The organism is Atopobium minutum 10063974, from assembly GCF_000364325.1.
Lineage (GTDB): Bacteria > Actinomycetota > Coriobacteriia > Coriobacteriales > Atopobiaceae > Atopobium > Atopobium minutum.
In genome coordinates this window covers 1,328,202-1,353,141 of sequence record NZ_KB822533.1, presented here as the reverse complement: position 1 = coordinate 1,353,141, position 24,940 = coordinate 1,328,202, and the positions used below count along the sequence as shown (strand labels likewise).

The 24,940-nt window shown below is 48.1% G+C and carries 21 protein-coding genes and 1 tRNA gene; 17 read left to right on the top strand and 5 right to left on the bottom strand.

Annotated elements, in window-relative coordinates; translation table 11 throughout:
- Positions 1–5: 5 nt before the first annotated feature.
- Entirely contained in the window at positions 6–2,372 is a 2,367-nt protein-coding gene (locus HMPREF1091_RS06285) for a RelA/SpoT family protein (protein ID WP_002563969.1), read from the top strand.
- A 54-nt stretch (positions 2,373–2,426) separates the two neighbouring features.
- Positions 2,427–3,077, top strand: coding sequence for an MBL fold metallo-hydrolase (locus tag HMPREF1091_RS06280; RefSeq protein WP_002563968.1), 651 nt, complete (start codon positions 2,427–2,429; stop codon positions 3,075–3,077).
- 54 nt (positions 3,078–3,131) lie between these two features.
- On the opposite strand, the gene HMPREF1091_RS06275 is transcribed toward HMPREF1091_RS06280, so the two are convergent.
- Together HMPREF1091_RS06275 and HMPREF1091_RS06270 are read right to left on the bottom strand one after the other, a co-directional pair.
- A tRNA-Leu gene (locus HMPREF1091_RS06275) sits at positions 3,132–3,218 on the bottom strand.
- An 82-nt stretch (positions 3,219–3,300) separates the two neighbouring features.
- Positions 3,301–4,185, bottom strand: coding sequence for a DegV family protein (locus HMPREF1091_RS06270; RefSeq protein WP_002563967.1), 885 nt, complete (start codon positions 4,183–4,185; stop codon positions 3,301–3,303).
- 349 nt (positions 4,186–4,534) lie between these two features.
- Between HMPREF1091_RS06270 and infC the strand changes: the two genes are divergently transcribed.
- From infC to HMPREF1091_RS06245, 5 genes are all read left to right on the top strand, one after another.
- Positions 4,535–5,107, top strand: a complete 573-nt coding sequence (gene infC / locus HMPREF1091_RS06265; protein ID WP_051058337.1) for a translation initiation factor IF-3 — start codon at positions 4,535–4,537, stop codon at positions 5,105–5,107.
- 1 nt (position 5,108) lies between these two features.
- Positions 5,109–5,303, top strand: a complete 195-nt coding sequence (rpmI, locus tag HMPREF1091_RS06260; protein ID WP_002563965.1) for a 50S ribosomal protein L35 — start codon at positions 5,109–5,111, stop codon at positions 5,301–5,303.
- Positions 5,304–5,352: 49 nt separating this feature from the next.
- Positions 5,353–5,718 (top strand): 50S ribosomal protein L20, encoded by a 366-nt coding sequence (rplT, locus tag HMPREF1091_RS06255; protein WP_002563964.1) that lies wholly within the window; start codon positions 5,353–5,355, stop codon positions 5,716–5,718.
- A 148-nt stretch (positions 5,719–5,866) separates the two neighbouring features.
- Positions 5,867–6,409, top strand: coding sequence for a hypothetical protein (locus HMPREF1091_RS06250; RefSeq protein WP_002563963.1), 543 nt, complete (start codon positions 5,867–5,869; stop codon positions 6,407–6,409).
- 21 nt (positions 6,410–6,430) lie between these two features.
- Positions 6,431–7,723, top strand: coding sequence for an ATP-binding cassette domain-containing protein (locus HMPREF1091_RS06245; protein ID WP_021736311.1), 1,293 nt, complete (start codon positions 6,431–6,433; stop codon positions 7,721–7,723).
- A 10-nt stretch (positions 7,724–7,733) separates the two neighbouring features.
- Here the strand turns inward: HMPREF1091_RS06245 and HMPREF1091_RS06240 are convergent, their stop codons facing one another.
- Positions 7,734–8,954, bottom strand: coding sequence for a glycosyltransferase family 4 protein (locus HMPREF1091_RS06240; protein ID WP_002563961.1), 1,221 nt, complete (start codon positions 8,952–8,954; stop codon positions 7,734–7,736).
- A gap of 478 nt (positions 8,955–9,432) precedes the next feature.
- Positions 9,433–9,693 (bottom strand): helix-turn-helix domain-containing protein, encoded by a 261-nt coding sequence (locus tag HMPREF1091_RS06235; protein ID WP_002563960.1) that lies wholly within the window; start codon positions 9,691–9,693, stop codon positions 9,433–9,435.
- 371 nt (positions 9,694–10,064) lie between these two features.
- Between HMPREF1091_RS06235 and polA the strand changes: the two genes are divergently transcribed.
- A complete protein-coding gene (gene polA / locus HMPREF1091_RS06230) occupies positions 10,065–12,749 on the top strand; it encodes a DNA polymerase I (protein ID WP_002563959.1) in 2,685 nt (894 codons plus the stop codon).
- 10 nt (positions 12,750–12,759) lie between these two features.
- Entirely contained in the window at positions 12,760–13,302 is a 543-nt protein-coding gene (gene rnhA, locus HMPREF1091_RS06225) for a ribonuclease HI (protein WP_021736303.1), read from the top strand.
- Here rnhA and HMPREF1091_RS06220 read toward each other — a convergent pair.
- Positions 13,299–14,609: an L-cysteine desulfidase family protein gene (locus HMPREF1091_RS06220; protein ID WP_002563957.1), complete on the bottom strand. Its 1,311-nt coding sequence runs from the start codon at positions 14,607–14,609 to the stop codon at positions 13,299–13,301. The genes rnhA and HMPREF1091_RS06220 overlap by 4 nt on opposite strands.
- Before the next feature lie 463 nt (positions 14,610–15,072).
- Between HMPREF1091_RS06220 and rpsA the strand changes: the two genes are divergently transcribed.
- The 8 genes from rpsA (at position 15,073) to HMPREF1091_RS06180 (ending at position 24,884) form a co-directional block, all read left to right on the top strand.
- Positions 15,073–16,320 (top strand): 30S ribosomal protein S1, encoded by a 1,248-nt coding sequence (gene rpsA / locus HMPREF1091_RS06215; protein ID WP_002563956.1) that lies wholly within the window; start codon positions 15,073–15,075, stop codon positions 16,318–16,320.
- 226 nt (positions 16,321–16,546) lie between these two features.
- A complete protein-coding gene (locus HMPREF1091_RS06210) occupies positions 16,547–18,175 on the top strand; it encodes an ABC transporter substrate-binding protein (protein ID WP_002563955.1) in 1,629 nt (542 codons plus the stop codon).
- Positions 18,176–18,329: 154 nt separating this feature from the next.
- On the top strand, positions 18,330–19,265 hold the full coding sequence (locus HMPREF1091_RS06205) for an ABC transporter permease (RefSeq protein WP_002563954.1): 936 nt from the start codon (positions 18,330–18,332) through the stop codon (positions 19,263–19,265).
- Positions 19,265–20,221 (top strand): ABC transporter permease, encoded by a 957-nt coding sequence (locus tag HMPREF1091_RS06200; RefSeq protein WP_002563953.1) that lies wholly within the window; start codon positions 19,265–19,267, stop codon positions 20,219–20,221. The genes HMPREF1091_RS06205 and HMPREF1091_RS06200 overlap by 1 nt, the downstream gene beginning before the upstream one ends.
- Positions 20,222–20,234: 13 nt before the next feature.
- A complete protein-coding gene (locus HMPREF1091_RS06195) occupies positions 20,235–21,332 on the top strand; it encodes an ABC transporter ATP-binding protein (RefSeq protein WP_002563952.1) in 1,098 nt (365 codons plus the stop codon).
- Between the two features lie 2 nt (positions 21,333–21,334).
- Positions 21,335–22,405 carry an ABC transporter ATP-binding protein gene (locus tag HMPREF1091_RS06190; protein WP_002563951.1) on the top strand — a complete coding sequence of 357 codons (1,071 nt, stop codon included), beginning with the start codon at positions 21,335–21,337 and terminating at the stop codon, positions 22,403–22,405.
- Positions 22,406–22,471: 66 nt separating this feature from the next.
- Positions 22,472–23,731, top strand: coding sequence for a peptidase T (gene pepT, locus HMPREF1091_RS06185; protein WP_002563950.1), 1,260 nt, complete (start codon positions 22,472–22,474; stop codon positions 23,729–23,731).
- Positions 23,732–23,828: 97 nt separating this feature from the next.
- Positions 23,829–24,884, top strand: a complete 1,056-nt coding sequence (locus HMPREF1091_RS06180) for a M20/M25/M40 family metallo-hydrolase (protein ID WP_002563949.1) — start codon at positions 23,829–23,831, stop codon at positions 24,882–24,884.
- The last annotated feature ends 56 nt before the right edge of the window (positions 24,885–24,940 follow it).

Genomic DNA, 24,940 nt, shown 5'->3' with positions numbered 1-24,940 from the left:
AGCGGATGACACAAGAAACAAGTGCTGGTAAAGGCATAACGGAAGAGGGTTTGTTTGTTCCTGTAACGGATGAGATTCCGGAAGCAGACAATTACAGCCTGTTGCTCCGCACCTGTGGGCAGTATTTGAATGAGGAAGATTTGCAGCTCGTAAAGGATGCCTACACCTTTGCCGCGCGCTTTCATGGCAATCAGCGCCGCCGCAGCGGAGAGCCCTATATTAACCATCCTGTTGAAGTAGCTTTTATCTTGGCAGATAAGCTGCATATGGATAAAGACGTCATTTGTACGGCGCTTTTGCATGATACGGTGGAAGATACCACGGCAACGCTTAACGACATTGCCTTCCAATTTGGCGAGACGGTCGCAGAGCTGGTAGATGGTGTCACAAAGCTTACCTCCATCGAGGTAGACTCCATGGATGAGAAGCAGGCGCTCAATCTGCGTAAGATGTTTTTGGCCATGTCCAAAGATATTCGCGTGGTTATCATCAAGCTGGCTGACCGTTTGCACAACATGCGCACCCTAGCCTCATTGCCGCCGCATCGTCGTATCTTTAAAGCTAAAGAGACTATGGACGTGTATGCGCCCTTGGCAGACCGCTTGGGCATTAGTTCCTTTAAGTGGGAGCTTGAGGATCTCTCGTTTTTCTACCTGTATACCGATGAGTACACCCGCATTGCCCGCATGGTGCAAGACTCTCATGAGGCGCGTGAGCGCGAGACAAACGCCACCATCAAGGTGCTGTCAGATGAGATTGCAAAAACGGGCATTACAGGCTTGCAAATCACGGGACGCCCCAAACACCTATGGTCTATCTATCAAAAAATGAAGCGCAAGGACAAGCAGTTCTCGGATATTTACGACTTGATTGCTTTGCGTGTTATTGCTCAATCGGTAAGCGATTGCTATTCCATTTTGGGCTCGGTGCATTCTTTATGGCACCCTCTACCAGGCCGTTTTAAGGACTACATTGCAACGCCTAAACCCAATGGCTATAGCTCGCTGCATACAACGGTTGTAGGTCCTGACGCGCGCCCCATTGAGATTCAAATTCGCACCTACGAGATGCACGAACAGGCAGAATACGGTATTGCTGCGCACTGGCTGTATAAGCGCTCGGGCAACTCTTTGGGCGATCGTTCCCATGTCGATAAAAGCGTGGACTCTCAAATCTCATGGATTCGCCGCAGTTTGGATTGGGCTGCAGAGGCAGATATTGATGATGCTCACGAGTATTTGGACAGCTTGCGTGTAGATCTGTACGAGGATGAGATCTTTGTCTTTACTCCTAAAGGCGAGGTCATGAGCTTGCGTGCAGGGGCTACGCCTTTGGATTTTGCCTATGCGGTTCACACCGAGGTGGGCAACCACTGCGTTGGTGCCAAGGTCAATGGCTCTGTGGTTCCCCTTACGTATTCATTGGAGATTGGGGATCGTGTAGAGATTCTTACCAACAAGAACTCTAAGCCATCGCGTGACTGGATTGCATTGGTGCGCACACCTTCGGCCCGCGCTAAAATTCGTAAGTATTTTTCCACAGCCAGCAAGTCCGATGACGCGGAAGCTGGTCGGTCTGAACTCGCCCGAGAGCTGCGCAAACGTGGTTTTGGTATCTCCAATGCACGTACTACTAAAGCAATCAATCGTGTATATCCTCAATATGATTTGCATACGGCGGATGATCTTTTTGCTGCAATCGGCACCAGCAAGCTTACTGCAAAGTCAGTGGCTAATCGCGTGGAAGCCGTCCTCAAGGAGGGTAGCCCCGAGCAGTTGGCTGAGGCTGCAAAAGCCGCAAAGGAACAGGCCCGTAAAAAAGAGGCCATGGAGGACGATAAACCCCTTAAGCTTGCTAAGCCACAGACGCGTGAACAGCGCAAAAAGCGTGCTAACTGCGGCGTTGTAGTTAAAGGAGACTCCGATCTTCTCGTTCATTTGTCTAAGTGCTGCAACCCCGTTGCAGGAGATCAAATCATTGGCTTTATTACACGCGGTCGTGGTGTCTCGGTACACCGTGCTAACTGCCCCAATGTGAGCGATCTTATGCGTCATCCTGAGCGTATGATTGACGTTGAGTGGGACACCTCGGGCGCTACTGAATTCCAGGTAGAGATCGTAGTTGCTGCAACCGATCGCATAGGTTTGCTCAAGGATGTGACCATTGTGCTGGATGCTGTGGGCGCCAATATTTTGTCTGCAGCTACACAAACCAGCAAAACCGGTGCAGCACGCTTGCGTTTTCTGCTTTCTATCTCTGATGCAAGCATTCTTAATCCCTTGCTCACAGCGGTGGGTCGCGTTTCGGGCGTTTATGATGCGCGCCGCATCCTGCCAGGAGAAGGAAGCAAGCAGCTTAAGCGTCGTTTATAGCAAGCTGGTTTACCCCCATAGCCTTCTCCACCTTTATACGATTAAGGATAAAACATGGCTATTAGCGTTATGAACACGGTGTCGTACGGCACCGACACCATTCATTGGTTTGTAGTTGGCCCCATCTCTACCAACTGCTATGCCTATGTATCGGACGGCGAGTGTCTGGTTGTTGATCCCGGCTTTGACGGTGCTGCTTTGGCGCAGCAGCTCGCAGACCAAAACATTACCACCATCGTTGCCACACATGGCCATGGGGATCATGTGGGCGGTGTGGCAGAGCTTATGCGTCCCTCGACCGCGTTTCTTATTAACGAGAAGGACGTGGCGATGGCTCAATCCGCTACAGCTCCTGGTCACAGGCCTGGCGAGTCTTTGCCCCCTGACCCCACGAGAACGCTGTCTGAGGGCGACGTGGTGCATGTTGGTACCGCAAGCTTTCGCATTATTGAGACACCGGGGCATAGCCGTGGCGGTATCTGTTTAGTGGGGCAGGGCACAGCAGAAGGCCTTTGCTTTACTGGAGACACCCTATTTGCTGGAAGTGCTGGTAGGGTGGATTTACCTGGTGGCAATCTGGATGAGCTGATGCATTCACTTACCAAGCTAAAAGAAGAGCTTGCTCCAGACTGCCTGGTGCTTCCTGGACATGGGACGGTCAGCTCTATGCAAGAAGAGCTTGCCACAAATCGTTTTTATCAGTAAGTTTCTGAAGTTATACACAGTAAAAGAGCCCCAAATGGGGCTCTTGATTTTTTATGGTGCCTGAGGTGAGACTCGAACTCACACGTCCTTGCGGACAACGGATTTTGAATCCGTCGCGTCTGCCAATTCCACCACTCAGGCGTGTATCACGCGTTACAAACTATAGCAGAAAACATGAGCAAGCGATACAAGACGTCATAAAAATATTTTTTGCCAAAAGGTCCTACTCCTTGCGCGGCTCGCCCCACCAAAACACCGCCACTGTTCCGGGGCCAGTATGTACGCCAATAGTGGCACCAATTTCAAAGATTTGTATGGGCTGAGCCTTGGGAAACGCTTGGGAAAGCAGTTCTGCTGTAGCCTGTGCATCTTCCAAACAATCCGAATGGCTAATAAAAAGCTCACCTGTATACTCAAGGCCATCGTTACAGGTTTCTTCCATGATAGAGACCACACGTTTCATAGCGCGCTTCTTGGTGCGAATCTTCTCTTTAATAGCAAGCGAACCATTGGGGGCAACATGCATCAGAGGGCAAATATGGAGCATGCCTCCCACAACTCCAGCCGTTTTAGAAATACGGCCTCCCTTAATAAAAAAGCGTAAGTCTGACGAGAAGAACCAGCTTTGTACTTCACGGTTATGCGTTTCCGCCCAATCACGTACCTCATCGATAGGCGTGTTTTTGTCGCGCAGTTCAGCGAGCTTGCTTACCAACAGACCATAGCCTGCACTCGCGCACAGCGAGTCTACGACATATAGTTTTTGTTGAGGAAACTCTTCTGCCAAAATTTTGGCAGCATTGACCGCGGATTGGTAGGTTCCAGAAATACCCGAAGACAGGGTAACGTGCAAAACATCATTGCCAGCAGCGAGCAAAGGACGCCAAAAATCTAAATAGGCTCCAACGCTCACTTGAGAAGTGGTGGCCTGTGCTCCGGCAAGCATTTTTTCAAATAAGCTATGAGGCGTATTTGATCTGCCAAAATCATCCTTGTACCAAGCGTTATCCAACATGTAGTTAAATGTGAGGTAGGGAATATGGCGAGGAGCCAAGAATTCCTCAGAAACGTCTACTGGAGAACAACAGCTTAAAACAAAGTTTGACATAACGCTCCTTTGATGGAATTGAGTCATACCTACTCTAGCGCAATTACAGTTTAAAAATATGCATTGAGTGTGTGTTTGTTCATTATTATGGAGATAGATGCGGATCTTTTCTTGCATTTGGCAGCAAGTATCTCTAATATTTAACAAGTTCGCGCATACGCGCGTTGGAGAAGCGGAATCATGCACGTGGATTCCCACCTGTACGGCGCCCTCTTGGCAGCTGTCTGGTAGGCAAACGGATAGTTTTTCTCGCCCGTATGTGTGCGAGCCGTAAGTCCCAGATGGATGCACCTGCGTCGTCTGGGTATTTTTATGCGGCTGTGCCGCACAGAGAGGAAGGTGTAGGAAGATAGCCAAACCCCAGGGTCCTCGTGTAAACGAGGAAATCACCGCTCGTACCTGCCGCCTTATTGGCGAAGATGGTGCTCAGTTGGGCTTGTTCGGCGTTTCTGACGCATTGCGTCTTGCTGACGAGCGCGGTCTTGACCTTGTTGAGATTGCACCCAATGCAGAGCCACCCGTATGCAAGGTGATGGACTATCGCAAGTTCAAGTATGAGCAAGACCGTAAGGCTAAGGCCGCCCGCAAGAACCAGGCCAAGGTCGAGGTCAAAGAAATGAAGTTCCGCCCCAAGATTGACGTGGGTGATTACGAGACTAAAAAGAGCCACGTTCTTCGTTTTCTTAAGAAGGGCGCGCGCGTCAAGATCACGATCATGTTCCGTGGTCGTGAGATGGCCCATCCTGAACAGGGTCTCAATGTTCTTGAGCGTCTCGCAGAGGATTTGAAGCCTTTTGCAAATGTAGAAGCTCAGCCCAAGATGGAGGGTCGCAACATGCACATGCTCGTCGCTCCTATTAAGGGCGCTTTTGATGAGAAGCCCGTGGCGAACGACAATTCTGCAAACAAGAAGGAGAACTAGTATGCCAAAGATGAAGACTCACAAGGGAACCGCTAAGCGTTTCCGTAAAACTGGTACCGGCAAGATTATGCGCGCTAAGGCATTTAAGAGCCACATTCTTACCAAGAAGTCTCAGAAGCGTATCCGTGGCTTCCGTCAAGAAGCTGTTGTTTCCGCAGCCGACGCAAAGAACGTATCGGTACGTATGGGTAAGTAGGCGCTTAAGCGTCAGTAAGAGCATTTCACTCACAAGGAGTTGATTACATATGGCACGTGTAAAGCGCGCAGTTAACGCCAAAAAGAAGCGTCACACCCTCCAAGAGCGCACCAAGGGTTATTACGGAACCTCTTCTCGTACCCTTCGTGGTATGAAGGAGCAGATGCAGCACTCTTTGCAGTATCAGTATCGTGACCGTCGCAACAAGAAGCGTGATATTCGTCGTCTTTGGATCCAGCGTATCAACGCAGCTGCTCGTATTAACGATATGAGCTACTCTGTGTTTATGCATGGTCTTAAGCTTGCAGGCGTAGAGCTTGACCGTAAGGTTCTTGCTCAGATTGCCTATGAGGATTCCGCTGCATTTGCAGATCTTGCAGCCATTGCTAAGAAGGCAGTAGAGGCTGCTCAGTAGTTTTTACCGTTTGCATCAAAAGCTTTTTATAAAGCCCCAGTAGATAGTTTTAAACTGTCCACTGGGGCTTTGATATTTTCTCTGCGTATAAATAGTATACTTTTACCATATTTTTAGATGTATTGAAGTTATTAAAAAGGAGAAGAGAATGAAATCTCGTCAATTTTTTAGTAATGTTTATCGATATATCTGTGGGCTTTGCATCATTGTTTTTAAAAGAAAAGCTGCTAAGGCATTCATCCTTGTTCTATCTTTGTTTCTTCTCGTTACAGCTTTTATACCAATAGCAACTGATGATTACTTTAAGTACGGATTACGCAATTACGAGGACAACTATAGTATTCTTTCTCAGGCACTTGCTGAGGGAGAATCGGATTCTGACCTGCTTTTCCAGTATGACTTGCTTAATAAAATTATTCATGAACAAGATATTCAAAAACAGACCAAACTTAAATTACAGTATGAGCTGTATACCTACTCATTAGAGGGCACAGATGATGATCCAGCTATTGATCAGGGTCTAGAATTTCAACATACACGTGAAGTCAGCCTTTCTCAGCTGTCTAACCCTATTTTTTATGAGAATACCGCCCTGTTTAGTGCTTTATATTTTCTTATTTATTGGGTGGCAAAAATTCCCACCATTATTTTGTTGGGCTTCTCCTTTATTTTTCTTATCCAGTTTGTATAAGAAATGCAAAAGCAAAGAATTATGTTACAAGCCCCAATTTCTTCTTTTGAGCAGCTGATAGGGCTGATGCTCTTCTCGATATTTTATTGTTTCTTTTCATTCATAATCCTATTTGCACCTGGGTTCTTTGTATGCCTTATTAAAAATGGTCTGGGTGATGTGCAATACCCAATTTGTTATTGGTATGGCAATCAGATTATTGTTCAAACAGCTGCGCATTCAATTGGGCTTATTACGATAGCTTTGTTGGTGTTGAGTTTTTGTCTGGGGTCAATTGCATATCTAGCTCTGCACTATAAACGTATTGAGCTTTGTGTTGGCTATATCATTTTATTTTTGCTTCCATATCTTCCAAATTATGATTCGCTGTCTACTTCGCTTCCGTTTTTATTTAAATATCTCCCTTCAACATATCTCTCGTTTGCTCGTTTGTCAGGTTTTCCAGATACATTCGGGCAGTATAATATAGTTCCCTTTGAGGGTATGACACCTTTTTGGGGCGTTATGATTTTGCTCGTATATATTGTTGGCATATCCATGTTGGGCTGTGTTATTAATCGCGTTGCTCAGAATAAACGTTATAAGAGCGCGAGGGACCACTCAAAAATACAGAGTTTAGTTGTTGATGATGTAAGTGTTTCATACACAAAAAATGTAGTGTTACAGCACGTACAGCTTAAGCTATATCCAGGTGAGATACAGGGACTCATTGCTCCAAATGGTTGTGGAAAATCGACCTTACTTGATGCTTTGAGTGGAAGTACATCACTTCATACTGTTCGGGCAAGTATTGCCCTAGGGCTAAAAGAAGAAGAGTCTCCCATCTCTCCAGCAGACTATAGATACAAAAAATACCTTGTATATGTACCGAGTGAAGGTCAACTCTTATACCCCCATCTTACTGTTGAGGAAAACTTAAAGCTCGTAGGAGTGCTCTGGGGTACTGTAGCTCAAATGGAACACACAATATCAGTATTTGGGATTGGTTCATATAGAGAAAAACAGGTAAGAACACTATCGCAAGGCATGAAGCAGCAGGCATCGTTAGCAGCAGCTTTTATGACGTCTGCACAGTTTTTATTGCTTGATGAGCCTATGAATGCACTTGACCCTTCGGTGGTGCGGATGGATGAACATATACTCAAACAGTTTGTGCAACGCGGTGGATCTATAGTGCTGTCTTCACATCTGCTCGTTAATTTAGAGAGAATTTGTACGCGGGTACTTTATATCAAAAATAGAGAAGTACAGACAGTTGAGCTTGATTCAAAGGCTATGAATCTTGAACAGCTGTATTTCGATATATATGCCTGAGATACCAGCACTACGAACGCTTGTTTTTATGCTTGCGCTTTTTGAGTCGCTTTTGCAAGGTGGTGCTCTCAAGCTTTTGAGCCTCTACTTCCTCTTCAAAAGCGGGATTGTCGGGTGTGATAAGTACATCATTATCTGCTTCTGGATCATAGTGGTGAAGCAGTACTGGTTCAAATAGGTGAAGTTTGGAAGCAAAACTTCCAGAAGCAAGAACCAAAATGATAAAGATGATCATACGAGGCCATACAGGAACCTTAGTCATAACAAAGGAGCCAATGCAGAGCATAGCGGTCCAGGCATAAATAAGCAGCACTGCTTGTCGTTGATCAAAGCCACTTTGGATAAGTCTGTGGTGAATGTGGCCTTTATCGGCCTGTCCAATGCTTACATGGGCACGCTTACGGCGCACGATAGCGGATAGGGTGTCAATGATGGGGATGCTTGCTACCAGCAGAGGAATAATGATGGTAGTAAGACCAGCAACACGGGTAACGTTAAGCAAAGAAATAGCACCTAAAGTAAAGCCTAACAACAAAGAGCCCGAATCACCTAAAAAGATACTCGCAGGATTGAAGTTAAAGCGCAAAAATCCAAGCGTTGAGCCAGCAAGAGCAATAGAAAGTGCGGCGGCATCCAGACGTCCTGCAGCACAGGCTAGCACAAACATGGTAAGACTTGCTATGCAGGTAATGCCAGAAGCAAGACCGTCTAAACCATCAATGAGGTTAATAATGTTGCAGTAGGCAACCAAGTAAATAATGGTTATGGGGTAGGTTAAAAAGCCAAGAACAATTTCACTTTCGGTAAGCGGATTGTAAATATTGCCAATGACCAAGCCGCCACATACGGCAAGAATAGCTGCCGCAATTTGTCCCATAAGCTTTACAAGTGGCTTGAGTGAAAAGATGTCATCCAACACACCTACAAAAAAGATGCAGGCAATAGAGGCAGCAAGAAAGTAATAGTTAACCGTCATCCCGGGGTGAGGCACCAAAACTATGGGCCATAGATACTGCGTTGTTCCAATATATTGTGTTACAGCTGCAGCAATCAGACCAATAAAGACAGCAATGCCACCCATGCGTGGGATGGCTGTTTTATTAATACGGCGCTTGCCGGGTTTATCGATAGCTCCAACTTTGTGCGCAATGAACTTAGCCACAGGGGTAGTGATAACGGTCGCGATAAGTGCAACAAGGTATAAGCACATGTACGGGATATAGGAACTCACGTGGTACTACTCTCCTGATGGGGCGAACAGCTGAGTGCATTCGCATGTTTACACGGTAAGTTTAAGTACACGTCATAACTTCAACTAAGTCAAGACTGGTATTAATTTATCTCTTTTGTATAGTAAAGGTGTCGAGCTCCTGCGAGCTAACTGGGTGAACCGACAAGTTTTTTCAGGGAGCCTGGTTCTTGTTCTTAGTACGAGGATCCTTCGTTGTTGAGGAAGCCGGAACAGGCAAGTAGGGCACCCACCTTCTGAGAGGTGGGTTCACAATTGCAACGCAGGAGCTCGACGTTATGTGGTCTAAACCACGCGCCGAGCTCCTTCATACATCATATATCTTTGTTATATTTTTACATCCATCATAATGTGCAAGGACACATAGCTAAGCTGCTGTATCACATGCCTGAGTAGCGGTATCCTCTGCGTTGCGTTTGAGTAAAACGTCAGGTTTAGTAACACTGACGTTTCTAAAACATTAGTTCTTGTCAGAACGAGGAATAACCTCAATTGCATCTTCAGGAAGGGTGGCATCCTTAGGCTGGATGAGCAGACGATATCCCAGCACATCTAAAATCTTGCTGAGGACACGAGTCTGAGGATTACCAACAGCCAGAACAGATGCAATTGCAGGCTGGCTTACGCCAAGTTCCTGAGCAAGCTTGGACTGAGTTGTTCCCTTAGCGGAAATGATGGATCGCAGAGCGTCGGAAATGATTACTTTTTCTTGGTTAGCCATGCAAATGCCTCTCTTACATACCATAGCTATTAGGCTATGAACCTATCACAGGATTTGTGATAAAGGATTTATAACCTACTCTGAAGCATTAAATAACCTACTTTGAAGCATTAAATTTAATTTGTAACAAAAAAGTGCATTTTTATGATATATACATGAAAAAATAAGACCAGACAGTGTATCTGAGATGGTATCTAAGATGTCTACGTGTGTTTTGTTTCGTTCTTCTTCTGAACTGTGTCCTATCTGAGCGACGGGTACAATGAAGCTAGTAGTTGCAAGATACGTTACAGCTTTTGTCGGAAGACATGCGGTAACTCAATACCTTTTATTACGTTGGTTAGATAGTTAGATAGGTTGAAGAGGATCCTATGCCACAAGTTGCTCCCAATGGAAAAACCATTGCTGTTATTGACGGTAATTCACTCATGCACCGTGCTTTTCATGCCATTTCTCAACCCATGCAGGCACCGGATGGTCGTCCAACCAATGCACTTTTCGGCTTCTTTAATATGTTTGTCAAATTTTATGAGAGTTTCTCGCCTGATGGCATAATCTGTGCCTTTGATAAGGGTCGTCCCCAGATACGCATGGAGATGCTTGCACAATATAAGGCCCAGCGTCCTCCCATGGATCCAGACCTGCGCCTGCAGTTTCCCATGGTCAAAGAGCTGCTTCGCGCTATGCGCGTGCCTGTGATGGAGTGTGAGGGTTGGGAAGGTGATGACATTTTAGGCACCTTGGCCCGTCGTGGAGAACAGGCTGGCTATACCATGCTGCTGGTTACAGGGGATCGCGATATGTATCAGCTCTCTACAGACTTGGTGCACATTGTCTCTACACGTAAAGGTATTACGGATGTCTCCATCATGACACCAGATTCCGTGAGTGATCTATATAACGGGATTACTCCTCAGTTGGTTCCTGATTTTTATGGTCTTAAAGGAGATAGTTCAGATAACATCCCTGGTGTTCCTGGTATTGGGCCCAAAAAGGCTGCTGCGCTTATCATGCAGTATGGCAGCCTAGATGAAGTGCTTGCTCATGCAGATGAGGTAAAGGGTAAAATGGGCGAGAATCTGCGTGCTCACAAAGAGGATGCTCTTGTGAGTCGCAAAGTGGCAACCATTCGTACCGATGCTCCCATTGAGTTAGAGCTTAGTGATGCTCAATTTCCTGCATTTACCTCTGATGAGGCGCTCGCTCAGGTTTCTCAGGCTTTTTCTGATCTTGGCTTTACCGGCGTGTTACAGCGTATTGTGGCCATAGCCGGCGGGAGTGTACAAGCTCCCAAATCCATGCTTTCCGAGCTTCCTAAGCCCTTAGAGGGTGCTGATGCACAAGCGCTTGTGTCCTTAGCTGTACAGCAGCAAACATGGGCAGGCGTGGCGCTTGAACAGGGAAGTGCTACCGGTCAGCTGACGTTGGATTTGGGCGATAACCCCTGTGTCCTTTGGGTGGCTACCGATGAAAGCTTGGCACGCTTTGAGGGCACCGCTGCACAAGATACCCTGTGTCAGTTATTTGAGGCTGGCAAGATTGTGTCCTCTGATGTCAAGCATCTCATCCACAGTGTGATGCCATCCGACTCTTCACAACCAGCTTTGCTGTCATACGATTGCATTGACCCTACCCGTATTTTTGATCTGGGTGTTGCAGGCTATTTACTGGATTCCGATAAGGCAAGTTTTTCCACAGCAGTTCTAGCCCAGCACTACCTTAAGACCACCTTGCCCGAAGCACATAAGGGGTGCTCTGAGCAGGCAATTGATGCGTGGGTTGCTCGCACGCTACAAGAGGCTTTAACCACACAGCTTAAGCAGACAGGCTCGGATGAGCTTTTTGAGACAGTGGAAATGCCGCTGCTTGTGGTATTGGCGGCGATGGAGCGCACTGGCCTGCATGCGGATGAGGCAGAACTTCGCAATCAATCCCAAGAGTTGGGTGCAGAAATTGATCGCATGGTGGAGCATATCCAAAACGAAGCTGGCGAGAAGTTCAAGGTCAATTCTCCCGAGCAGCTGTCACATGTGCTCTTTGATGTGTGGGGTTTGCCAACCTTTGGACTTAAAAAGACTAAGAAGGGATTTTATTCCACTAACGCAAAGGTGCTCAGTGAACTAGCGGTTCAGGACAAGCGCGTAGCAGAGGTGCTGGAGTATCGTGAGCGTACCAAGATCAAGTCCACTTATTTAGATGCACTGCCCGAGCTTATTTGTGGTGATGGTCGTATTCACACAAGCTTTAATCAGACGGTTGCCGCAACGGGCCGTCTGTCCAGCTCTGATCCAAACTTGCAAAATATTCCTACCCGCTCTGAGCTGGGCCATCGAGTGCGCAGGGCCTTCTCGGTACCGCAAGATAGCGTGTTTTTGGCGTGTGACTATTCTCAGATTGAGCTGCGTCTCTTGGCGCACCTCTCTGGTGATGAGCATCTGATTGCTGCATTTAACAGCGGCAAAGATTTTCATGCGGCAACAGCCGCTCGCGTGTTTGGAGTACCCGTAGAAGAAGTAACCCCAGCTTTGCGCAGTCGTGCTAAAGCCGTTAATTTTGGCATTGTGTATGGTCAGCAGGCCTATGGGCTGGCTACTTCTTTAGGCATTGCACGCGCTGAAGCGCAGCAGATGATCGATCGCTACTTTGAGGCGTATCCTGGTGTGAGTGCGTACCTTAAACAGCAAATCAAGCTTGCTCATGAGCAGGGCTACGTAAGCACTATGTATGGTCGTCGGCGTTATACCGCAGACATTAATAATAGGAACTTCCAGCTTCGCTCGTTTGCCGAGCGCGTAGCCATGAACCATCCCATGCAGGGAAGTGCGGCGGACATCATCAAGATTGCTATGGTGCGCGTTCAAAACGCACTCGTCGAGAAAAACTTGCGCTCAAAGCTTGTGTTACAGATCCACGACGAACTGGATCTTGAGGTTCCCACCAATGAGCTCAAGATGGTTTCTCGTCTGGTTAAAGAGCAGATGGAGGGTGTGTGCCACCTACAGGTGCCTCTGATTGCCGAGCCTTCCTATGGCAATAACTGGGCAGAAGCAAAATAAGGTAGTGGACATGGCAAGTTTTGATGACTTCTCCTCTCGGCCTGAAGAAGGTTCTGCTAAGACAGTTCAAGGACCGCAGGTATGTATCTATACCGACGGGGCTTCTCGCAGTAATCCTGGACGGGGTGGCTATGGTGCCGTGCTGCTGTATACCACCTCTACGGGAGATGTTAAAACGCTTGAGCTGAGTCAAGGCTATTACAAAACCACCAACAATCGGATGGAACTTTTAGCTGCGATTGTGGCGCTCGAAGCGCTCAAACGCCCGTGTAAGGTGGAGCTTCACAGCGATTCTCAGTATGTGGTCAATGCTTTTAACCAGCAATGGATAGCCGGCTGGATAAAGCGGGGTTGGAAGACCGCCAATAAACAGCCCGTCAAAAACACGGATCTCTGGCAGCGTTTGCTTGCCGCCGCCAGCAAGCATGCGGTGCGTTGGGTATGGGTTAAGGGACATGCTGGTCATGCGCTTAACGAGCGCTGCGATGAACTTGCAACAACAGCGGCTGATGGTGTGGACCTTATTGAGGATGAGGGCTTTACAGAAGCTTAGGCTGGGGAATTGACGTCCGTTTTACCAATCATGATGTTGAGAATTTCTACATCAGTTGGATGCATACCCACGCGCCCAACATAGCCCATAGAGCGAATGGTTTCCTCGGCATTTTCTCCAACCAGGCCGTCACCTGCTTTAAAGTTATGGTCCGATAAAGCCATGTCACAGCCGAGAATAGCGGCGTCAACAGAAGCAGAAACTTTAGCGGCACAGCTGGGCTTGGCGCCATCACATACGATGCCGCCAACGTTGGCAAGCGTGTTTACTACCGTTGCTTCAAACTGAGCCAAAGAGCCACCGCGCAAGTATGTAATGGCTGCTCCTGCACCACACGCCGCAGAGACCGCACCACAAAAGGCAGACAGCTCGCCAATATAGTGCTTAACGTGGACTGCCACCAAATCTGACATGGCAACAGCACGAATGAGCTTCTCGTGATCCACACCCAATTCTTTGGCATATTCCACAACAGGCTGAGAACAGGTAATGCCTTGATTGCCACTACCGCAGTTAATGACCACAGGCATGGGGCAGCCGCTCATGCGTGCATCAGAACCAGCGGCAGCCGCTGCACGTGCGCGACAGGAAATATCATGCGGGCGGCTTGCAAGAAGCGTGGAACCAATGTTGGCACCCCAGGAGTTTGTTAAGCCTTCGTTGGAAATGGCGCAATTGCGTTCAATTTGCTCATTGATACGCTGCTCAATATCGGAAAGGGCAACCTTATGGGCAAAGTTCCAAATAGAGCGTAGCGATAAGTGCGCGCGGATGTCTCCGGCTGTGTTGGTGTCATTACAGTTAGAGATCCCCGCTCCAAATCCAGCTACTTCAACGGGCACATCATCCAAGTTCAGTTGTACTACGTTGGTGTGGCGCTCTACCAAACAAGCAACTGAGGTGTGGCCTTTACCCTCTGCCGTTATATGTACATACAGATTGGGAACAGCTTCTGCGAGCTCTACCGTACAAAAGTTTTGCTTAAGCAGGGTGTGGGTGAGTGCAATATCATCGGGAGTAACGGCTTGTAACACTTCGAGCACCCGCGTAGGATCGCCACCCACACAGCCCAAAATAGCTGCGGCTTCAATGCCACGCATACCGTCAGAATTGGGAACCGTCACACTTTTTACATTCTTAATAATGTTACCGCTGCACACTACGGTGAGCTTTTCGGCGCGGCAGGGAAGCGCACCTTGAGCAAGCGCTGCGGCAAAGGCAACGGCAATAGGCTCGGTGCATCCAAGGGCACATACCAGCTCGTCTTCCAGAATGGCTAAATGATTAGCATAGCTTGTTGTGTCCACTATTCCCCCTGCATAGTAGTTGTGCTTGTTCATCTTTTTGCAAATATAACTGCATTGTATCGTTTATTTTGTTTGTTGCACTCCCCTTTGCAAAAAGGGCAGAGCTTCATAAAAAGGCTGTGCTCTTGTGAGGCTGTAGGACACCGACAAACTTTTCTTGCAGTTAAAAGGTGGTAAAATACCTTTTCTATCATTGGAAATTTGATGGTTTTGAGCGCGGACAGTGCACGTTGTGGCCGGCAATAATGATTTTTCCTCAATATTTCCTTACTAAAGTGCGCTTTTAGCTTGAAATCACCAGCATAAAACGGTTATTCTGTCAAACGTATGTCTGGGACGGACATACATCCGTATCTGTTGGCCCCCGAGCATGTAATTTTCCGTAGCTGGTGTCAGGAAATCTTTCTACACTACAGGCGATGACCATGGCAATCGGGGCCCCGCTTTTGAAAGGGGTCCACCTTTGAGTGAGATTCAGAACTCGTCCATCTTCTCTCTCGACGACATTTCTGACGAGGAGATGAACAACCTTATCGACGGTACTATTACCGACTTTGACGAGAATGACTTGGTAACTGGTACTATCGTCAAGATCGAGCGCGATGAGGTCCTGCTGGACATCGGCTTTAAGTCTGAGGGTGTAATTCCTGTTCGCGAGCTGTCCATTCGCAAGGATGCCAACCCTGCTGACATCGTAAACATGGGTGATGAGATTGAGGCTTTGGTTCTCCAGAAGGAGGACAAGGACGGTCGTCTGATCCTTTCCAAGAAGCGTGCTGAGTATGAGCGCGCTTGGAACCGCATTGAAGAGAAGTTCAATGCTGGCGAGAACGTTGAGGGTGAGGTTATCGAGGTTGTTAAGGGCGGCTTGATCCTTGACATTGGCCTTCGTGGCTTCTTGCCCGCTTCCTTGGTTGACCTTCGTCGCGTTAAGGACTTGGCTGCATACATGGGCACGCGTATTGAGGCTCGTGTCATTGAGATGGACCGCAACCGCAACAATGTTGTTCTGTCTCGTCGTGTTGTGCTTGAGGAGGCTCGTAAGGCAGAGCGCTCCGAGATTCTTACCAAGCTTCAGTCTGGTATGCGTCTTAAGGGCAACGTATCCTCCATCGTTGACTTTGGCGCCTTTGTTGACCTTGGCGGCATTGATGGTCTTATTCACATCTCTGAGCTTTCTTGGAACCACGTTAACCACCCGTCTGAGGTTGTTAAGGTTGGTCAGGAGGTTGAGGTTCAGGTACTCGACGTTGACCTGAGCCGTGAGCGCATCTCCCTTGGTTTGAAGCAGACCACCGAGGATCCTTGGCACACGCTTGTTAAGAAGTATCCCGTTGGCGCAATCGTTGAGGGTGCGGTAACCAAGCTTGTTACCTTTGGCGCCTTTGTTGACCTTGGCGATGGCATTGAGGGCCTTGTTCACATCTCCGAGATGGCCAAGCAGCACGTTGACGCCCCTGCACAGGTATGCAAGGTTGGCGATACCGTACAGGTTAAGGTAATGGAGATCGACCTTGATCGTCGTCGCATTTCTCTGTCCATGAAGGCAGCTGCTGAGACCTTGGGTATTGATATTGATGTAGAGCCTCTTGAGGGCGAAGCTGCTCCTGTAGCTGAGGCACAGACCGAGGCAGAGGCAGAAACTGAGGCAGCACCCGAGGCAGTAGAGGCTGAGGCACAGCAGACTGCTGAGAAGCCTGTCGAGGAGTAGTATTCTCGTCTGATACCTATAGCTGCTCTATAGCAAACTTGTATCGTAAGCCCGTCTTCTTATAGGAAGGCGGGTTTTTTGTTTATCATCTTGGTAACAGTCCTATTTCCAATTGATAAACACGCTTGTTGTGCAGGCCAGTATGATTCATAGTATATTTGCAACACTAGTCGAGATTCCTTATCTTGGTAGTGGGGACTATTGTTGATTATGAAAGGGTGGGCGCATGTTGGGAAATTCCTTTAGCCGCCGCAGCTTCCTCAAGGGTTCTGCTGTTGCCGCTGGCGCTGTTGCAACTACAAGTCTTGCTGGTTGTGCGGGTGCTGGCTCAAACTCTGATTCCAAGAAGAAGATTTTTAAGTTTGGTCAGGCAAATGCGAAGCTGGGTCTAGACATGCAGAAGTCCACGTCTTCCGGTAGCTCCTCCATTGCAGACTCCATCTTTGAGGCACCCTTGCGTTGGACTGAGGATAACGAGCTTGTTCCTTGCTTGCTCAAGGAAGTTCCTACCTTTGAGTCTGATGGTGTCACGCTTAAGTGTGAGCTCAAGGAGGGCGTCAAGTTCCACGACGGTACTACCCTTACTGCAAACGACGTAAAGTATTCTTTTGAGCGTATGTTTACGCCTGCTACCGGCGCTAAGTCTGCCTATATGTATGACGTCATCAAGGGCGCTCCTGAAATGCTTGCGGGCAGCGCTACGGAGCTTGAGGGTCTTACGGTTGATGATGATACACACTTCACCTTTACGCTTTCTTTTCCCATGGTTTCTTTCGTAAGCAATCTTGGCATTTCCTATGCCCACATCTTCCCCAAGGATGCCTGTGAAAAGGCTGGTGACAAGTGGGGCACTGGCACCGACGTAGTTGGTACAGGTAAGTACAAGGTTAAGTCCAATGATGATACCAATGAGGTTATTCTCGAGAAGTTCGAGGATTACCATGACGGCACGCCTGCTTTGGACGAGGTCCACTACGTGTATTACGATGACGTCAATACCAAGCTCAAGGCCTTCAAAAATGGCGACATTGACATGTGCGACTTGGATGCCACTCAGATAGCTCAGGCTGTTAAGGATCCAGAGCTCAAAGACCTTATCACCAGCTATGATCAGCTGGGCGTGCAGTTTATCAACCTCAACCTTAAAGAGGATATGGGCCTTACCGATAAGCGCATTCGTCAGGCACTTTCTTTGGCCATCAACCGCCAAGAGATGATTGACACTATGCTTTCCGGCAAGGGTACCGCCTGTTCTGGCTGGTTGGCCCCTGCAACTCCTGGTTATGATAAGGATGCTGCTGCTTTTGAGTACGATACGGATAAGGCTCAGGCACTTTTGAAAGAGGCTGGCGTAAGCAACTTGAAGCTTTCTGCTAAGGTTCGTTCCGGTCTGTCCGAGAAGCTGCTTACTGCCGTGCAGGCTTACTGGCAAAAAGTTGGCGTAGAGCTGAGCATTCAGGCTGAGGATAATGGTGTTTGGGCAAGTGACTGGGCGGACGGTAACCTGCAGATCACTTCTCTTGGTTGGTTCCCTCTGTTTGCTGATGCAGACAACCACATGTATACCTACTTCTACAGCAAAAATGCCGAGAAGAAGTCTTCGTTCTACAAGAATGATGAGTTTGACAAGCTGGTTTCTGAAGCACGTGTTGATCAAGATGAGACCAAGCGTGCCGATAACTACAAGCAGGCAGATAACCTGCTTACCCGTGAGGACTATGCAACCATTCCTCTGTACTGGCCTCAAGGTTCTTTCGTAGCCAAAGACTATGTTTTGAACGCTAAGGTTGGAAACCTTATTTACCACGCCTTCGATATTGATATCGACACCTCAAAGGAAGACTACACGGGTTAGTTCTTCTGTAACGCGCAGGGTATAATGCACAAAGGCGCTGCAGTACAAAGCGGCGCCTTTGTGTATCTTTTGCAAGACATACCACAGCAGTTGCCAGGAGGTTAGGAGTGGTAGCTTCTGTAAGGCATGTCACGTGCATGATAGGAGGAGCCAGATGAGGAGTTTCCTCACAAAGAGGATTTTGCAGGCACTAGGCGTTATTTTTTGCATTTCGCTTATTACATTTTTTGTACTTAATATCGTTCCCGGAGATCCTGTTCGCATCATGATGGGCGATATGGCAGACGAGCAAACCATTGCTCAAGTACGACACAATATGGGTCTTGATAAGCCCATTCCGGAACAGTATGTGAACTGGTTTACCGGGATGATTCAGGGTGATTTTGGTGTGTCATACACCCAAAAGAAGCCGGTCGTATTCCTTATCGCTAAGGCTATTGCTATCACGGGAGTGCTTGCAGGCTTTGCCTATCTGTTTGCTTTAGTTTTTGGCCTGGTTATTGGGGTTGTCGCTGCCGTTTTCCATGGTAAGTGGATTGACCGCACCCTTATGGCACTTTCGATCTTAGGTATCTCTGCACCTTCATTCTGGGTGGCTATTATCGTCCAGATTATTTTTGCGCTTACCCTTAAGTGGTTCCCCTTATCTGGTGTAAAGACACCCGCCAGCTATGTGCTGCCGGTTATTGCTTTAGGCACGCAATATGCTGCATCCATTGCTCGCGTAACGCGTACGTCTATGCTGGACGTGCTTAACCAAGATTTTATGCGTACTGCAGAAGCAAAAGGCTTAAAGCCTGGTGTCATTATTTTGGGTCATGGTTTGCGCAATGCCCTGATTCCCATTATTACTATTGCGGGTACGCAGTTAGGAAACATCCTTACGGGTTCGTTGCTCATTGAGTCCGTGTTTGGCATTCCTGGTGTGGGCAAGCTTTTGCTCGATGCAATCAATGCACGTGATCTGCCTCTTATTGAGGGCGGCGTTATGTACATTGCATTTATCTGCGTAGTTGTGTACCTGCTCGTAGATGTGCTTTACGCCGTAGTAGATCCACGCATCCGACTCGGAGGGGAGGCAGCAGAATAATGGCACTGTTAACGAGTGATAAAAAATCCCAAAAGGTGCAAGAGGCCGAACGGGTTGCTACATCCGCTGCTCAGGCTCAACAAGATGAGCGTACTTCTCCAAGCAAAAAGCGTGCAGAGAGTTACTGGGCGGTTAGTTGGAACATCTTTAAGAAGAACAAGCTGGGTATGGTTTGTCTGTTTGTTGTTTTGGTGCTGGTAGTGGTGGCAATTTTTGCGCCCCTGCTCACACCTTACAATCCAGATACCCAATCGTTGGCGGATATGCTGCAAAAACCTTCTGCGGCGCACCTGTTTGGCACCGATGAGTTTGGTCGCGATATTTTGTCGCGCGTCATTTATGGTTGCCGAGTGTCACTTTCTGTAGGAGTGGTTTCTCAGTTGCTGGCACTGTTTATTGGCTTTTTTGCAGGTGTTTGTGCTGGCTACTTTGGTGGCTGGGTAGATGCAGTCATCTCTTTTATCATCCAGGTTTTCTCGTCCTTCCCATTCTTGCTGTTTGCCATTGTCGTCATGTTTGTTATGGGACCTGGACTTACCAATCTGTATGTAGCTTTAGGTTTGCTTATGTGGACCAGTACCGCGCGTTTGGTTAGAGGTGACGTTATGCGCCTTAAGGGCTCTGAGTATATTCAGTCCTGCATTTTAAGCGGTGGTAAGAGCTGGCGCATTATTATGAAGCACCTGCTTCCCAACTGTGTCTCTACGCTGATTATTGTCTCTACGCTGGGTATTCCTAATGCTATTTTGTCTGAGGCTTCGCTGTCATTTTTGGGTTTGGGTGTACAACCACCCATGTCCTCGTGGGGTCAGATGATTTCTGCATCGCAGCCGTATATTCAGTCTAATACCAATTATTCTGTCGTCCCTGGTTTGGCTGTCATCATTACCGTTATGGCCTTTAATCTGTTGGGTGATGCGCTGCGCGATGCACTCGATCCCAAGATGCGTTCATAGGGGAGGAGGAACCATGACCCAAGAACAGACCAAACATGTTACCAACTCCGATGCGGTAGCTCAGGAATATGCCGAGGTGGCAGAAGATCTGGTATGCGAGCGCCTTAAAGAAGGCGGTCGTCGAGAAGTGCTTTTGCGCGTTAAAGATTTAAGCGTCACGTTGTTTACCGAGGATGGCGCTCTTCCGGCAATTACCGACCTTTCGTTTATCATGCGTAAGGGAGAAACCCTTGCTGTGGTAGGCGAGTCTGGCTGCGGTAAGTCTATGACGGCGCTATCCGTTATGGGCCTTTTGCCTACGCCTCCTGCAAAGATTACCAACGGCTCCATTGAGCTTTCGGGCGTAGATATGACTAAGCTTACTGCGGATGAAATGCGTCAATATCGTGGTAACAAGCTCGGCATGATTTTCCAGGAGCCCATGACCTCGCTTAATCCTGTTATGACAGCGGGTAAGCAAATCCGTGAAGGCATCCTAGCGCACAATCCTAAAATGGATAAAAAAGAGGCGGATGCCCGTGCTTTGAGGATGATTAAGCTGGTTGGTATCCCTGCTCCCGAGAAGGTCTTTAAGAGCTATCCACATGAGCTTTCTGGTGGTATGCGCCAACGTATCATGATTGCTATAGCTTTGGCTTGTCAGCCCGAGCTGCTTATTTGTGATGAGCCAACCACTGCTTTGGATGTAACCATTCAAGCTCAGATCCTGCAGCTCATAGACCGAATGCGAGAAGAGCTCAACACAGCCGTTATGCTTATCACGCATGATATGGGTGTGGTATCCGAAATGGCAGATTGGGTGCTGGTTATGTATGCGGGCCACAAGGTGGAGTACACCGTGGCGCCAGAGCTGTTTACCAATCCGCTACATCCGTATTCCAAGGGTCTTATCAACTCTATTCCTTCTTTGGATTCCGCGGTGGATACCCTCTATGCCATTCCTGGTAATGTTCCTATGTTGGCAGATATGCCCGATGGTTGTCCCTTCCATCCACGCTGCCCCTTTGCAAAGAGTATCTGTCGTAAGCACACGCCTCAGTTTGAGAAGGTTAAGGGCGATAAGAACCATAGGGTTGCCTGCTGGATGTATACCGAAAGCTGGGGTGAGTAAGCATGGGTAAAAGTTTTGATACCACCGATGTGGTGCTTAAGGTAGAACACCTCACCAAGCATTACCCCATTAAAAAAGGTTTGTTTAGCAAGTCTCATCAGATGGTGCATGCGCTTGAGGATGTATCCTTTGAGCTGCATCGTGGAGAGACCTTTGCCATAGTAGGAGAATCTGGCTGTGGTAAATCCACCACAGGCAAGTGCATCTTACGCTTAACAGAACCTACGAGCGGTACGGTGCAGGTGGGTGATACGGACTTTACGAGCTTGAGCGGCAACGAGCTTACGGCTGCACGCCAAAAGCTCAAACTGATCTTCCAGGATCCCTATAGCTCACTTAATCCTCGTATGACGGTTGCGGATATCATTGCAGAGCCGCTTGATATTGCAGGCGTTTGCAAAACCAAGAAAGAGCGTGACCGCCGTATTGAGGAGGTCATGGATGCAGTAAACCTAGACCTTTCGTACAAGTATCGCTATCCCCACGAGTTTTCTGGTGGTCAGCGTCAGCGCATAGGTATTGCTCGCGCCATTGCGCTTGTTCCAGATATTGTTGTGTGCGATGAGCCTGTGTCTGCCTTGGACGTTTCTGTGCAAGCAAAGGTTATTAATCTGCTCGAAGAGCTGCAGGAAAAGCTGGGGCTTTCGTATATTTTTATCAGCCATGATCTCTCGGTGGTAAAGCACATTTCCGATACGGTTATGGTTATGTACTTGGGTCATGAGATGGAGCTAGCACGCAAGGACGATCTTTTCGAGAAGCCCCTCCATCCGTACACCCAAGCACTTTTGGATGTTATTCCTCGCATTGCACATGAGCGCATTCAAGATAAAAGAATCTTGCAAGGTGACGTTCCTAGCCCTACCAATCCTCCACAGGGTTGTGTGTTTCACACGCGTTGCACCAAGTGTATGAAGGTCTGCACTCAGCGTGCTCCCGAGCTCACGGAGGTAGAGGGTGGACATATGTGTGCTTGTCATTTGTATGATAAGACCTTATCGGAAGATCAGCGTACGCCTGCACTTAACGCGGCGTTAGTGGCAGCCATGAATGGCAACACAGCCATGCAATAACACAAAGCAGATGAAACGTATAGGGCTCGCACAAACGGCGGGCCCTACCTCTATGAAAGGTATGTTATGAGTGATGTTGTTGAGCGTTTTATAAAGTATTGTGAAGTGGCCTCACAGTCCAATCCACTAACTGCAGATACGGTTCCTTCTACGCCCAGTCAGTTTGAGATGGCCCGTGTAGTTGCTGCGGATTTAAAAGAGCTTGGCGCTCAAGAGGTAGAGGTAGATGAACATGCATATCTTACCGCCCATTGGCCCGCGTCTGAGGGTGCGCAAGACCTTCCAGCCTTGGGACTGTGCTGCCATCTAGACACAGCTTGGCAAAGCTACGGTGATGTAGTTCGTCCTCAAATCAAGCACTATGAGGGCGGAACGTTGGTCATTGGCAATGATCGTGATGGTAAAGAGGTCTTTGTTTCTCCCCAAACCAATGAGCATCTGACCAACATGGTGGGGTGGGATCTGATTACCTCAGACGGTACCTCTTTGCTTGGCGGTGACGATAAGGCCGGCGTAGCCATGATCGTTTCATTGCTGGCGCGCTTAAAAGACAATCCTTCATTGCCTCACCCACGCCTCTCAATCGCGTTTGTGCCTGACGAGGAGATCGGTCACGGTGCCGCCCTGTTGGATATAGAGAAGTTTGGCGCAAGCTTTGGCTACACCATTGACGGTGGTCCTCTGGGTGAGTTTTGCTATGAGACCTTTAACGCTGCCGAGGTAAACGTGCGTGCCAAGGGCCTGTCCGTCCATACCGGTACCGCTAAGGGCGTTATGATTAATGCGGCAGAGGCCATTATGAAATTCCATCAGATGATTCCTGTCCAAGAGCGCCCTGAGTACACGGAGGGCTACGACGGTTTTTACTATCTTGAGCGTATGAGTGGTGACTGTGAGCAGGCTGCGGCAGACTATATCATTCGTGATCATGATCAAGCACTGGTAGAAAAACGTAAGCAAACCATGCGTGACGCTGCTGCTTTTATCAATCTGCAGTTTGGTCAAGAAGTCATAACGGTTGATGTGCATGACCAGTATCACAACCTTGCAGATGTGGTCACCAGGCCCGAGTATAAGCACTTAATCGATAATGCCCGTCGTGCGTATGCCAGCATTAACACAGAGATGACCTGTATTCCCATGCGCGGTGGTACAGATGGCAGCCAGCTTTCTTTCCGTGGTTTTGCGTGTGCCAATCTGTCCGCCTGCTACTACAATGCTCATGGTGTACGCGAATTTGTGCCCGTTCCTGAGCTTGAGGCCATGGTAGACATGCTCCAAGAGTTGGTTGCTCAATATGCAAAGCCCCAGGTAGTTGCAAAGTAGCCTGATTCTTGTTCTGCAGCAATCAGTGCCCACGCATCTCAGTTTTTGGAAAGCACCTGCCAAGCACCTGTTAAGCAAACAGAAAGAAGAACCATACATGACCTATGACATTGACGCTCAATATCTGGTGGAAACCACACGCAAGCTTATTGAAGTGGACAGCCCCGTGGGTTATTACCCAGAGATTCATGCGTATCTTAAGCAGCTGCTCGCAAATATGGGCTATAGCATGTACACGGACAACAAATCCACTGCCTACGTACATGTTGCTGGTAAAGACTCCAGCAAAACCGTCTGTTTGGGAGCCCATCTAGATACTATTGGTCTTATCGTCCGCGGCTTTAATGATGATGGTACCCTGCGTGTGCGCCAGCTTGGCGGGATTAACTATCACTCTATTGAGGGGGAGACCGTTCGCATTCATTGTCGTAATGGCAATGTGGTGGATGGTCAGCTTATTTGCAACAAGCACTCCGTTCACGTGTTTGCAGACTGCCGAGAAACCCCTCGTGATGAAGACCATATGTCCATTTCCATTATTGGTGACGTCAAAACTGCTGAGGATACTCGTTTGTTAGGCATAACGCCTGGTGCCATCGTGGCGGTTGATCCGCATTTTGTGTCGTATGACAATGGCTATCTGGTTGGTCGTTATATTGACGATAAAGCTGCGGTAGCGGTGTTGTTAGACACCCTGCAATGGATGAAGGCTACGGGTACAAAGCCGGCGTTTGACACCGTGTTTGCATTTCCTATCTTTGAGGAAATTGGTCATGGTGGCTCTTATGTTCCTGCCGAGATAAGCGAGTATGTAGCCTTAGACATTACCTTGCTTGGCCCTGACTACGATGGTGATGAGCACTCTGTAGGCATTATTGTTTCTGATGCTCGTGGACCCTATGATTGGGAGCTTTCTAACCAGCTTATCGGTGCTGCTCAAAAGGTATGTGATGAGGGGAAGTGGAACACACAGGTGTGCTTCCACTATTCTACAGATGCTTCCGCTGCATATTGCTTGGGCAATAATATGAAGAGCGCCGCGTTTGGTATGGCTTGCCTTAATACACATGGCCGCGAGCGCTGCCATGCGGATGCTCTGGTACAGACCGCAAAGCTTACTCGTGCCTATGTGGTAGGGGAGCACCTTGCATAAGGGTGGAATCTCATATTACAAATAATAGCTGTAACTATTACATGTAATTTTTGTAT

Excerpts from the sequence above, each read along its gene's own strand:
- HMPREF1091_RS06235 (WP_002563960.1), bottom strand. The coding sequence starts at position 9,693 with ATGGCTAACCAAGAAAAAGTAATCATTTCCGACGCTCTGCGATCCATC.
- HMPREF1091_RS06245 (WP_021736311.1), top strand. The coding sequence starts at position 6,431 with ATGTTACAAGCCCCAATTTCTTCTTTTGAGCAGCTGATAGGGCTGATG.
- HMPREF1091_RS06205 (WP_002563954.1), top strand. The coding sequence starts at position 18,330 with ATGAGGAGTTTCCTCACAAAGAGGATTTTGCAGGCACTAGGCGTTATT.
- HMPREF1091_RS06250 (WP_002563963.1), top strand. The coding sequence starts at position 5,867 with ATGAAATCTCGTCAATTTTTTAGTAATGTTTATCGATATATCTGTGGG.
- pepT (WP_002563950.1), top strand. The coding sequence starts at position 22,472 with ATGAGTGATGTTGTTGAGCGTTTTATAAAGTATTGTGAAGTGGCCTCA.
- polA (WP_002563959.1), top strand. The coding sequence starts at position 10,065 with ATGCCACAAGTTGCTCCCAATGGAAAAACCATTGCTGTTATTGACGGT.
- rpmI (WP_002563965.1), top strand. The coding sequence starts at position 5,109 with ATGCCAAAGATGAAGACTCACAAGGGAACCGCTAAGCGTTTCCGTAAA.
- HMPREF1091_RS06200 (WP_002563953.1), top strand. The coding sequence starts at position 19,265 with ATGGCACTGTTAACGAGTGATAAAAAATCCCAAAAGGTGCAAGAGGCC.
- HMPREF1091_RS06180 (WP_002563949.1), top strand. The coding sequence starts at position 23,829 with ATGACCTATGACATTGACGCTCAATATCTGGTGGAAACCACACGCAAG.
- HMPREF1091_RS06190 (WP_002563951.1), top strand. The coding sequence starts at position 21,335 with ATGGGTAAAAGTTTTGATACCACCGATGTGGTGCTTAAGGTAGAACAC.
- HMPREF1091_RS06280 (WP_002563968.1), top strand. The coding sequence starts at position 2,427 with ATGGCTATTAGCGTTATGAACACGGTGTCGTACGGCACCGACACCATT.
- HMPREF1091_RS06285 (WP_002563969.1), top strand. The coding sequence starts at position 6 with ATGACACAAGAAACAAGTGCTGGTAAAGGCATAACGGAAGAGGGTTTG.
- rnhA (WP_021736303.1), top strand. The coding sequence starts at position 12,760 with ATGGCAAGTTTTGATGACTTCTCCTCTCGGCCTGAAGAAGGTTCTGCT.
- HMPREF1091_RS06270 (WP_002563967.1), bottom strand. The coding sequence starts at position 4,185 with ATGTCAAACTTTGTTTTAAGCTGTTGTTCTCCAGTAGACGTTTCTGAG.
- rplT (WP_002563964.1), top strand. The coding sequence starts at position 5,353 with ATGGCACGTGTAAAGCGCGCAGTTAACGCCAAAAAGAAGCGTCACACC.
- HMPREF1091_RS06210 (WP_002563955.1), top strand. The coding sequence starts at position 16,547 with ATGTTGGGAAATTCCTTTAGCCGCCGCAGCTTCCTCAAGGGTTCTGCT.
- HMPREF1091_RS06195 (WP_002563952.1), top strand. The coding sequence starts at position 20,235 with ATGACCCAAGAACAGACCAAACATGTTACCAACTCCGATGCGGTAGCT.